Consider the following 10,355-nt stretch of genomic DNA (forward strand, 5'->3'; position numbering starts at 1 on the left):
CCGGGGGCTGCCCCCGGTCTCGGGAAGGGGCGGGGTGGGGGAACGAACCCCGGTGGGGGCTAGAAGACGCCGCCCTTTACCGTGATCGTGATCTCGCTCCCCTTCGGCGCCTTGTCGCCGCCCGACACCGACTGGTCCTTCACCTCGTCGCCCGGGAACAGCAGCGGCTTGTCGACGTTCACCGTGAAGCCCGCCGCTTCCAACTCCCGCTTGGCGTCGTCGATGTTGTCGCCCTCGACGTCCGGGACCTCGATCATCTCCTGGCCCTTGGAGAGGGTGAGGGTGATCGTGTCGCCCTTGGCGCCCTCGTCGCCGGACGGGGACTGTTCGGCGATCGTGCCGCGGTCCTCCTCCGAGAACACCCGGCGCTCGGCGAACTTGACCTTGAAGCCCGCCTCGCGCAGCTCGGAGCGGGCGTCGGCCGGGTCGTCGCCGATGACGTCCGGGATGTCGAGCTGCTCGCCCCTGCTGACCACGATGTTCACGGGGGTGTCGGGGCGGCGGACGGCGTCCGGGCCGGGAGAGGTGGAGACGACCGCGTTCTGCGGGGTTTCGTTCCTGAAGGTGCGGGTCACGGTGCCTACCCTCAGCCCCGCGTCGGCGATCTTCGCCTTGGCCTCGGTGAGGGGGCGGCCGACGACATTGGGCACCTCGGCGCGCGGCGGTCCCTGGGAGACGTGGATGGTGACGGTGCCGGTGGAGCGGATGCGTTCGCCGACGCCAGGCTTGGTGCTGATGACCTTGTTCTTGTCGACGACGTCGCTGTAATCCTGGACGACCTTGACGTCCAGACCGGCGCCCTCGAGCTTCTTCTCCGCGTCCGCGCGGTTCATCTTCAGCACGGACGGCACATTGGTGAACTGCCCGGCGCTGATGTACCAGACCCCGGCGCCGATGCCGAGCGCCAGCAGCACGGCGGCGACGATCGTCACCACTCCGCGCCGCGGCAGGCGGCGGCGTGGGCGCGGCTCGGGCGGCTCCGGGGGGAGGTCCAGGCGGCTGGTGTGGTTCACCTCGTCCTGCGCGACAGAACCGGCCGGGCGCGGGATCACCGTCGTACGGTCTTCGGAGCCGCCGCCGAGCGCCTCCTCGTGGGCCTGCGGCGGTACGGCGTCGAGCTGGGCATCGGTGAGGGCGGCGCGCGCCGTCCGCACCTGGCCGAGGAGTTCGACGGCGTCCGCGGGCCGCAGCGCCACATCGCGCGCGGTGGCGGAGGCGACCAGTCCGTCCAGCTCCGGCGCGACCTCCGGCGCGGCGACGGACGGCGGCGGGACGTCCTCGTGGAGGTGCTGGTAGAGGACCTGCGCCGGGGTGCTGCCGCCGTGCGGCTTGGAGCCGGTGAGCATCTCGTACAGGACGACGCCGCACGCGTAGACGTCGGCGCGGGTGTCGGCCGTACCGTGTTCGATCTGCTCGGGCGCGAGGTAGGACACGGTGCCCAGGACGGATCCGGTGGACGCGCTGGTGTTGGTGTCGACCGCCCTGACCAGGCCGAAGTCGGCGACCTTGACCCGGCCGTCGTCGCCGATCAGGACGTTCTCCGGCTTCATGTCGCGGTGGACGAAGCCCGCGCGGTGGGCGGCGCCGAGCGCGGCGAGCACCGGTTCCAGGATGTCCAGCGCGGCACGGGGCTGGAGGGCGCCGCGCTCGCGCAGGACGTCGCGCAGGGTGCACCCGGCGACGTACTCCATGGCCAGGTAGACGTGGGCACCGTCGGTGCCCTGGTCGTAGACGCCGACCACGTTGGCGTGCGCGAGTCTGGCGACGGACTTGGCCTCGCGGATGAAGCGGTCCACGAAGGCGGCGTCCGAGGCGAGACTCTGGTGCATCACCTTCAGTGCGAGGACGCGGTCGAGCCGCGTGTCGACGGCCCGGTAGACCGTCGCCATCCCGCCCACGGCGATGCGCGCCTCAACGCGGTAGCGGCCGTCGAGCACCTGCCCGACAAGGGGGTCCTGGAGCGTCGTATCCACGAGAAGGCAGTCTACGAGCCGTCACGGCCGCGCCGGGCCGCCCGCCCCATCTCCGGTGCGGACTGCGACACAACGGTGACCTGTGCCTCAGTTGTGCGAGCCCGCGGCCAGGGCGGTCAGCTCCTCAAGGGCGGAGGTCCAGGCCAGGGCGGCGTACTCGGCGTGCTTGGCCTTGGCCTCGTCCGGGAGGTCGAGCGCGCGGATGCCGGTCTCGGCGATGCGGAGGCGGGTGCCCGCGCCCTCCGGGGAGAGCGTGAATTCGACCACGGTGGACTGGCCGGGGCCGAGCGGGGCGCGGTCGGGGGCGTGGGCCAGCCGGAAGCGGAAGAGGGCGTCGGGGACCGCGCGCTCGACCCGGCCGTGGAACTCCCCGTGCTCGTCCCAGCGGAAGCGGACGGTGCCGCCGGGGCGTGGGTCGATCTCGCAGCCGCCGGGGGCGTACCAGGTGCGGATGTGCTCCGGCGTGGTCAGCACCCGCCAGACGCGGTCGATGGGGGCGGGGACGTACGCCTCGCGCTCGATCCGGTCGGCCACGGTCACGGCTGTCGGCTCCCTCACGGCGACCACCTCCGCATTCCACGGTAGGCCCCACACCGCCCCGTTACGCGAACGCGGGCCGCTCCGGGTCGAGCGCGGCCAGCCCCTCGGCCGGGGACGACGCCTCGGCGAAGTGGCGGCGGGGGATACGGCCCGCCCGGTGCGCCAGCCGCCCCGCGGCGACCGCGTGCCGCATCGCCCCGGCCATCAGCACCGGCTCCTGGGCGCGCGTCACGGCCGACGCCAGCATGACGGCCGCGCACCCCAGCTCCATGGCGAGCGCCGCGTCGGACGCCGTGCCCGCGCCCGCGTCGAGGATCACCGGGACCCCGGCGCGCTCGGTGATCAGCTGGAAGTTGTGCGGGTTGCGGATGCCGAGGCCTGAGCCGATCGGCGAGCCCAGCGGCATGATCGCGGCGCAGCCGACGTCCTCCAGCTTCCGGGCCAGCACCGGGTCGTCGTTGGTGTACGGCAGGACCGTGAAGCCGTCGTCCACCAGGGTCTCGGCGGCGTCCAGCGTCTCGATGGGATCGGGGAGCAGGGTGCGCTCGTCGGCGACGACCTCCAGCTTCACCCAGTCGGTGCCCAGCGCCTCGCGGGCGAGCCGGGCGGTCAGCACGGCCTCCCCGGCGGTGAAACAGCCCGCGGTGTTGGGCAGCGGGCGGATGCCGTGCCGGTTCAGTACGGACAGCACCGAGCCCTGCACCGTGGGGTCCAGGCGGCGCATCGCGACCGTGGTCAGCTCGGTACCGGAGGCGATCAGCGAGCGCTCCAGGACGTCCAGGCTGGGCGCGCCGCCGGTTCCCATGATCAGGCGGGAGCCGAAGGTCGTACCGGCGATGGTGAGCGGATCGGCACCGGTGAGGACTTCGTCCAGCGTCGTGGGGTGCGTCGTCATGGGGTCAGCCTCCTTGGACCGCGGTGAGGACCTCGACGCGATCGCCGTCGCCGAGCGGGGTCGCGGGCCACTGGCCGCGCGGGACGACCGTCTCGTTGACGGCCGCGGCGACGCCCGAGGGCGCCCGGGTGAGGGTCGCGACGACCCCGTCGAGGGTGGTGCCGTCGGGCAGCTCACGGGGCTCGCCGTTCACGGTCACGGTCATGCGGTGTGCTCCTGTACTGCGGCTGTCGCTGTGGTGGGAGGCGCGAAGCGCCGCGGGGAGAACGGCCGCGCCTCGGGCGGCAGTTCGCCGCTGTCAAGCGCCTCGGCCATGGCGTCGCCGGTGATCGGGGTGAGCAGGACACCGTTGCGGTAGTGGCCGGTGGCCAGCTGGAGGCCGGGCAGTTCGGTCGGGCCGAGCAGCGGGGCGTTGTCGGGGGAGCCGGGGCGCAGCCCGGCCAGGGTCTCCACGAGCGGCAGCTCGGTGATGCCGGGCACCAGCTCGTGCGCGTCGCGCAGCAGCTCGTACACCCCGCCCGCGGTGACCGTGGTGTCCCAGCCCAGCTCCTCCGTGGTCGCGCCGACGACCAGCTCGCCGTTCTCGCGCGGGACGAGGTAGACGTGCCCGCCGCGCACCACGGCGCGCACGGTCCGGGACAGGAAGGGCGCGTACGGGCCGGGCACCGACAGCCGCAGGACCTGGCCCTTGACGGGGCGTACGGGCGGCAGGACCTCCTCGGGTACGCCGAGGAGCCGCCCGCTGAGGCTGCCCGCGGCCAGCACGGTCTGCCCGGCGGTCAGCCGGGTGCCCGCGCCGTCGGCCAGCTCGGCTCCGATGGCGCGGTCGCCGTCGCCGTTCAGCAGCAGCCGCTCGGCGCGGACGCGGTGGAGGACCACCCCGGCGCGTTCGCACGCCGCCAGCAGCGCCGCCGCCAGCCGCCGCGGGTCGACCTGGTGATCGCCGTCGACGCGCAGGCCCCCGCGTACGCCCGGCGCGAGCATCGGCTCCAGGCGCCTGCATTCGCGCCCGGTGAGCCACTGTGCGTCCAGTCCCAGCCGCTGCTGGAAGTCGTGCAGCTCGCGCAGATGGGCCCGGTCGTCCGCGTCGAGCGCGACCGAGAGCGTTCCGCAGGTACGGAAGGCCAGGTCATGGCCGCTCGCCCGCTCCAGCTCCGCCACGAACGACGGATAGCGGCGCGCGGAGGCCAGGTTCAGCCCGAGCAGGGTCTGCTCGCCGTAGTGCAGCTCGGTGACGGCCGCCAGCATCCCGGCCGCGACCCGGGCGGCCCCGCCGCCGGGCGCCGGGTCGACGACGGCGGTGCGCAGGCCCCGCTCGGCCGCCCGCCAGGCCGTGACCAGGCCGATGATGCCGCCGCCGATGACGAGGACGTCGTACGGTGCGGCGTTGCTCCGAGGTGCTTCGTATGGGGTGTGCATGGGCTGGTCGCCCCCTCCCTTCGCCGGCATGACCCGGATCAGGTTCGTACGGTCGGAGGCCGCGCCAGCCTCCCTCTCAGCCCGGTGCGCCCGGGCTCCCGCGAGTGCTCTGTCCCGCCACCCTAGTACGCGCCCCGAATCGCCCGGAAGGGAGCGTCCCGGGCGACGCCGGGCACGAGGCCCCGCGGCCCGGTGCGACGGGCCGTCCGGCCCGTCGGGCTGTGCCCGAGATCTCGTCGTGCGCTCTCCGGTCCGCCCCACCTGCCGCAATACAGTGATCGTGTGAGCGATGAGACGACGAAGACGATGGCGTCCTCGGCGGGTGGCGGCGGACAGCGGGTGGTGATCGTCGGCGCTGGGATGGCGGGGGTGCAGACCGCTGTCGCGCTGCGGGAGCAGGGCTGGACCGGGGAGATCCTGCTGCTGGGGGCCGAGCCCCACCAGCCGTACGACCGGCCGCCGCTGTCCAAGGCCGTGCTGCTCGGCAAGGCCGAAGGGTCCGCGTTCGACGTGGACTTCGCCGCGCTCGGCATCGGGCTGCGCCTCGGCGTCCCGGTGACCGGGCTGGACACGGACGGGCGGACGGTCGAGACCGGGTCAGGACCGGTCCCGTACGACGTCCTGGTGATCGCCACCGGTGCCGAACCGGTCGCCCTGCCCGGCAGCGAGGGCGTCCCCGGCGTCCATCTGCTGCGCACCCTGGACGACGCCGAACGGCTGCGCCCGGTGCTCGCCGCGCAGCAGGAGATCGTGGTGGTCGGGGCGGGCTGGATCGGCGCGGAGTTCGCGACCGCGGCCCGCGAGGCGGGCTGCACGGTGACGGTCGTCGAGGCCGCGGACCGGCCGCTGGCGGGCGCCCTCCCTGCGGAGGTGGCCGCCCATATGACCGGCTGGTACGCGGACTACGGCGCCACCCTGGTCACCGGCGCCCGGGTGACCGCGCTCGACCGACACGGCCTCCAGCTCGGCGACGGCACCCGGCTGCGGGCCGGTGCGGTGGTCGTCGGCATCGGCGCCCGGCCCGCGACGGGCTGGCTGGCCGGTTCGGGCGTCGAACTGGCCGAGGACCGGTCGATCCTCGCCGACGAGGGGCTGCGCACCTCGGCGCACGACGTGTACGCCGTCGGCGACTGCGCGTCCTTCCCGTCCGCCCGCTACGGGACCCGGCTGCTGGTGCACCACTGGGACAACGCGCTCCAGGGGCCGCGGACGGTCGCCGCCAACGTGGTCGGCAGCCGGACCGCGCACTTCCCCGGCCAGGTCTACGACCCGGTGCCGTACTTCTGGTCCGAGCAGTTCGGGCGGTTCGTGCAGTACGCCGGACACCACTCGGACGCCGACGAACTGGTCTGGCGTGGCGACCCGGACGGCGCCGCCTGGTCGGTGTGCTGGCTGCGGGACGGGGCCCTGGTCGCCCTGCTGGCGGTCGGCCGTCCGCGCGATCTGGCCCAGGGCCGCAAGCTGATCGAACGCGGCGCCCGGCTGGACCGGACCCGGGCCACGGATCCGTCGGTGCCGCTGAAGTCGGCCGTTCTGTGACCCGCCGGCACCCCCGGTGAGCCCCCGGTGAGCAGGGGTGCGGGGCCCGGCGGCACCGTGCGGGCCCGCATCCGGCGGCCCGCACGGCGGACGCCCGGCTACCCACTGTCAGTCCCAGATGGCAGGCTTGTTCTGTGACCGAGATTGACGCAAAGATCGATGCTCTCGTCCCCGCCTGGCTCACTCTCCCCGACGTCGCCGACCGGCTCGGCGTCGAGGTGACGCGCGTGAGGCAGTTGGTCAAGGAGGGCCAGCTGATCGCGGTGCGCCGTGGCGAGAACCGGGTGCTCCAGGTGCCCGACGACTTCATCGGTGACGGAAAGGTCGTCAAGGGCCTCGTGGGGACCTTGACACTGCTCAAGGACGACGGCTTCAGCGATGAGGAGATGCTGGAGTGGCTCTTCACCCCTGATCCGAGCCTGCCGGGCACCCCGGCCCAGGCGCTGCGCGAGAATCGCGGCACGGAAGTGAAGCGGCGCGCGCAGGCGCTCGCCGTCTGACGTCGCCCGCCGTTCTCCCTTCTGATCCACTTCGGAACCATTTCTGAACCACTTCAGAACCGCTTCTGAACCACCAGGCGTACGGGCGGGGACCGACCCTGCCCGTACGCCGCACTACCCGGGGGGAAACCCACCCAATGACCGCACGCGAGCAGCTGGCCGACGCCCGTCTCTACCTGTGCACCGACGCGCGCAAGCGCCAGGGCGACCTGCCGGAGTTCCTGGACGCCGTGCTGGCGGCCGGGGTGGACGTCGTCCAGCTGCGGGAGAAGGGCATGGAGGCCGCCGAGGAGCTGGACCACCTCGCCGTCTTCGCCGACGCCTGCCGCCGCCACGGCAAGCTGCTCGCCGTCAACGACCGGGCGGACGTCGCCCACGCCGCCGGTGCCGGTGTGCTCCACCTGGGCCAGGGCGACCTGCCCGTTCCGGCGGCCCGCGCCATCCTCGGCGACGGCCCGCTGATCGGGCGCTCCACGCATGCGGAGGCCGAGGTGGACGCGGCCCTCGCCGAGCCCGGCGTGGACTATTTCTGCACCGGCCCCTGCTGGCCGACCCCCACCAAGCCGGGCCGCCACGCCCCCGGCCTCTCCCTGGTCCGTCACGCGGCCGCCCGGCGCCCGGCCCGGCCCTGGTTCGCGATCGGCGGCATCGACGCGTCGAACCTGGATGAGGTGCTGGAGGCGGGAGCGCGCCGGATCGTCGTGGTGCGGGCCATCACCGAGGCCGAGGATCCGGCGGCGGCCACGGAATCCCTGGCGAAGCGCGTGCGAGCGGCAGATGTCTGACGGGTGTCGGGGTTGAGCCCGACTCGATCATCCCGTCCGCATTGCGGACAAGAGCCCGGCAAAACCCCCATAACCACGGCGCCGGGTGGGCGCCGACCACCCCGCTGGCTAACCTTCCCGTATGGCCCTAGGCACCGCTTCCACCAGGAATGATCGAGCCCTTACCGTGCGTGACCTGCTCGCTTCGGGTGAGCAGTCGTATTCCTTCGAATTCTTCGCCCCCAAAACGGACAAGGGGCAACACACGCTGTGGAACGCCATCCGCCGACTGGAGGCTGTCTCACCGACCTTCGTCTCCGTGACGTACGGCGCTGGTGGCTCTTCCCGTGAGGGCACCGTCCGCGCCACCGAGCAGATCGCGACCGACACCACCCTGACCCCCGTCGCCCATCTGACCGCGGTCAACCACTCCCTCGCCGAGCTGCGCAACATCATCGGCCAGTACGCCGGTGCCGGGATCCGGAACATGCTCGCCCTGCGCGGCGACCCGCCCGGGGATCCGATGGCCGACTGGGTCAAGCACCCCGACGGCATCACCTACGCCGCCGAGCTGGTCCGCCTGATCAAGGAGTCGGGAGACTTCTGCGTCGGCGTCGCCGCCTTCCCCGAGATGCACCCGCGCTCGACGGACTGGGACACCGACATCCGGCACTTCGTCGACAAGTGCCGCGCGGGCGCCGATTTCGCCATCACCCAGATGTTCTTCTACCCGGAGGACTATCTGCGGCTGCGCGACCGGGTCGCGGCCTCGGGCTGTACGACACCGATCATCCCTGAGATCATGCCGGTCACAAACGTCAAGCAGATCGAGCGGTTTGCACAGCTCAGCAACGCCGCCTTCCCGCCGGAGCTGGCCGAACGCATCCTGGCGGTCAAGGACGACGCGGCGGCTGTACGCTCGATCGGGATCGACTACGCCACGGAGCTGTGCGCGCGGTTGATGGCCGAGGAGATCCCCGGGCTTCATTTCATTACCCTGAACCACTCCACGGCGACGCTGGAAATCTACAAGAATCTGGGACTGCACCAGCGGTCCTGATGACGGCGGCCAAGGGGCAGCCGCACTGAGAGGGGCGGGCATGGGCTGGACGGTCCTCTACATCGCTTTCGGCGTCGTGGCGCTGTGGCTGTTGGGAGAGGTACTCCTTCAGTACAAGGCGCGGCTGCGCTGGCGGCTGCTGGCCTTCGTCGGCTTTCTGGGCGTGGTCGTGGGGGTGTTGATCCCCTCGGTGGTCGTGATCGCGATTGGCGCGATCGCCTTCGCGATCGGCCAGACCTACGTCACGCTCTCCTTCCGCCAAGGCTTCGAGAAGGGCTGGGCGCTGGAGAGCATTCCCGGGGTGCCGGGGCTGGGCCGGGGGCGCGAGCGCGACCCCGGGCCGGAGGGCCCGGAGCCCGAGCCGATGCTCCAGGTCTCGGATCTGGAGGACGTCCCGGTCTCGCGGCCCGAGCCGCCCACGTACCGGCCGGAGCCGATGCCGGACGACACCAGCGAGTACGGCGTCTACGAGGAGCCGTCCCCGTTCGCCCCGGCCTCCGGCGGCTACGCGGACCCGAACGCCGGGTACAGCGCGTACGAGACGTACGCCGGGTACGGCACGCAGGACGGCCAGGGGGTCCAGGGCGTTCCGGACCAGGGCTACGCCGATGTGGGCTACGGCCAGCAGCAGGACGTGTACGCGGACGCCTCGCAGTACGGCTACCAGGACCAGTCGTACGCCGCGTACGCCCAGGACCCGTACGCCAATGCCTACGACCAGCAGGCTTACGGCCAGCAGCAGCCTTACGCCCAGCAGCAGTACGCCGACCCGTACGCGGGCTACCAGCAGGACCCGTACGCCGCCGGTGGGTACGGCGGCGACCACTACGCGGCGGACGCCTCGTACGGCTCCCCGCAGAGTTACGCCCCGGGCGCCGACGCGATGGAGCCGGGCGGCTCCTGGGTCCCGCAGCAGCGCGAGGGCGACACCCCGCCCGCTCAGCAGGACCAGCCGCCGTACCCCTACCAGCAGGGCGGCTTCCAGCAGGGGTACGACGAGCAGTACCGCTTCTGACACACACCTTCACGCACGCCGGTCCCGGCCCGCTTCCGATGCGGGCCGGGACCGGCGTCGCTCATTGTGAGCCGCGCCAGTCCTGCCCCTCGACGATCAGGCCCGCCACCAGCGCACCCGACATCCCGGCGTGGGCCAGCCCGCCACCCGGATGGGACCAGCCGCCCGCCAGATAGAGGCCCGGGAGCCGGGTCAGGTTGGCCGGGCGCAGATACCGGCCCTCGGCACCGGCCAGCGCCGGACCCGGCACGGAGCCGCCCGCGACACCGGTGTCGGCGGCGATGTCGCGGGGGGTGCGGACCTCGTGCCACAGGATCCGGTCCCGCAGCCCCGGTATCGCCGCTTCCGCTGCCGTGATCAGCCGGTCCGCGCCCCGCGCGGCGGCTTCCCCGCCGGTCCAGTCGACCGGTCCGTGCGGGGCGACGACCGCGCTGAGGGTGACGGCCTCGTGGTCGTCGTCGGGGCGGATCGCGGGGTCGTCCGGGCGCAGGACGGTCACCGTGGGGCGCGGACAGGGCTCACGCGGGCCCCCGTCGCCCTCCGCGCCGAAGAGGGCGGTCAGCTCCGCCTCCCGGTCCGGGGCGTGCACCACGGTCCGGTGCACCGCGTCCTCGGGGCGGCCGCCGCGCAGCGCCAGGAAGACCGTGAGG

At 73.0% G+C, this 10,355-nt stretch carries 11 protein-coding genes and 1 riboswitch; of the genes, 5 read left to right on the forward strand and 6 right to left on the reverse strand.

Annotated features, from left to right (window positions below):
- Positions 1 to 59: 59 nt before the first annotated feature.
- From pknB to thiO, 5 genes are all read right to left on the reverse strand, one after another.
- Entirely contained in the window at positions 60 to 1,973 is a 1,914-nt protein-coding gene (pknB, locus tag SSOG_RS33160) for a Stk1 family PASTA domain-containing Ser/Thr kinase (RefSeq protein WP_009718633.1), read from the reverse strand.
- 87 nt (positions 1,974 to 2,060) lie between these two features.
- A complete protein-coding gene (locus tag SSOG_RS33165; protein ID WP_063631668.1) occupies positions 2,061 to 2,531 on the reverse strand; it encodes an SRPBCC domain-containing protein in 471 nt (156 codons plus the stop codon).
- Between the two features lie 43 nt (positions 2,532 to 2,574).
- The gene (locus SSOG_RS33170) at positions 2,575 to 3,408 is read right to left on the reverse strand and encodes a thiazole synthase (RefSeq protein WP_009718635.1); all 834 of its coding nucleotides are present in this window, start codon (positions 3,406 to 3,408) and stop codon (positions 2,575 to 2,577) included.
- A 4-nt stretch (positions 3,409 to 3,412) separates the two neighbouring features.
- The gene (thiS, locus tag SSOG_RS33175) at positions 3,413 to 3,613 is read right to left on the reverse strand and encodes a sulfur carrier protein ThiS (RefSeq protein ID WP_009718636.1); all 201 of its coding nucleotides are present in this window, start codon (positions 3,611 to 3,613) and stop codon (positions 3,413 to 3,415) included.
- Complete coding sequence (gene thiO, locus SSOG_RS33180) at positions 3,610 to 4,827, reverse strand: glycine oxidase ThiO (RefSeq protein WP_009718637.1); 1,218 nt, start codon at positions 4,825 to 4,827, stop codon at positions 3,610 to 3,612. Before thiO ends, thiS begins: the two co-directional genes overlap by 4 nt.
- A riboswitch (TPP riboswitch) is annotated at positions 4,826 to 4,939 on the reverse strand. Its footprint overlaps the gene before it by 2 nt.
- A 194-nt stretch (positions 4,940 to 5,133) precedes the next feature.
- On the opposite strand from thiO, the gene SSOG_RS33185 reads away from it, so the two are divergent.
- The 5 genes from SSOG_RS33185 to SSOG_RS33205 all read left to right on the forward strand — a co-directional run bounded on the left by SSOG_RS33185 (position 5,134) and on the right by SSOG_RS33205 (position 9,705).
- Complete coding sequence (locus SSOG_RS33185; protein ID WP_009718638.1) at positions 5,134 to 6,366, forward strand: NAD(P)/FAD-dependent oxidoreductase; 1,233 nt, start codon at positions 5,134 to 5,136, stop codon at positions 6,364 to 6,366.
- A gap of 134 nt (positions 6,367 to 6,500) precedes the next feature.
- On the forward strand, positions 6,501 to 6,866 hold the full coding sequence (locus SSOG_RS33190) for an Rv2175c family DNA-binding protein (protein ID WP_009718639.1): 366 nt from the start codon (positions 6,501 to 6,503) through the stop codon (positions 6,864 to 6,866).
- A gap of 137 nt (positions 6,867 to 7,003) precedes the next feature.
- Positions 7,004 to 7,651 (forward strand): thiamine phosphate synthase, encoded by a 648-nt coding sequence (gene thiE, locus SSOG_RS33195; protein ID WP_039939271.1) that lies wholly within the window; start codon positions 7,004 to 7,006, stop codon positions 7,649 to 7,651.
- Between the two features lie 121 nt (positions 7,652 to 7,772).
- Complete coding sequence (gene metF / locus SSOG_RS33200; protein WP_009718641.1) at positions 7,773 to 8,690, forward strand: methylenetetrahydrofolate reductase [NAD(P)H]; 918 nt, start codon at positions 7,773 to 7,775, stop codon at positions 8,688 to 8,690.
- A gap of 40 nt (positions 8,691 to 8,730) precedes the next feature.
- The gene (locus tag SSOG_RS33205) at positions 8,731 to 9,705 is read left to right on the forward strand and encodes a hypothetical protein (protein ID WP_039939273.1); all 975 of its coding nucleotides are present in this window, start codon (positions 8,731 to 8,733) and stop codon (positions 9,703 to 9,705) included.
- A 61-nt stretch (positions 9,706 to 9,766) separates the two neighbouring features.
- Here SSOG_RS33205 and SSOG_RS33210 read toward each other — a convergent pair.
- A partial coding sequence (locus tag SSOG_RS33210) for a phytoene desaturase family protein (protein WP_009718643.1) occupies positions 9,767 to 10,355 on the reverse strand: 589 nt, incomplete at its 5' end.

Source organism: Streptomyces himastatinicus ATCC 53653 (genome assembly GCF_000158915.1).
Lineage (GTDB): Bacteria > Actinomycetota > Actinomycetes > Streptomycetales > Streptomycetaceae > Streptomyces > Streptomyces himastatinicus.

Coding starts and splice junctions, on each gene's coding strand:
- SSOG_RS33170 (WP_009718635.1), bottom strand. CDS start 3,408: ATGACGACGCACCCCACGACGCTGGACGAAGTCCTCACCGGTGCCGAT.
- thiS (WP_009718636.1), bottom strand. CDS start 3,613: ATGACCGTGACCGTGAACGGCGAGCCCCGTGAGCTGCCCGACGGCACC.
- thiO (WP_009718637.1), bottom strand. CDS start 4,827: ATGCACACCCCATACGAAGCACCTCGGAGCAACGCCGCACCGTACGAC.
- SSOG_RS33185 (WP_009718638.1), top strand. CDS start 5,134: ATGGCGTCCTCGGCGGGTGGCGGCGGACAGCGGGTGGTGATCGTCGGC.
- thiE (WP_039939271.1), top strand. CDS start 7,004: ATGACCGCACGCGAGCAGCTGGCCGACGCCCGTCTCTACCTGTGCACC.
- metF (WP_009718641.1), top strand. CDS start 7,773: ATGGCCCTAGGCACCGCTTCCACCAGGAATGATCGAGCCCTTACCGTG.
- SSOG_RS33205 (WP_039939273.1), top strand. CDS start 8,731: ATGGGCTGGACGGTCCTCTACATCGCTTTCGGCGTCGTGGCGCTGTGG.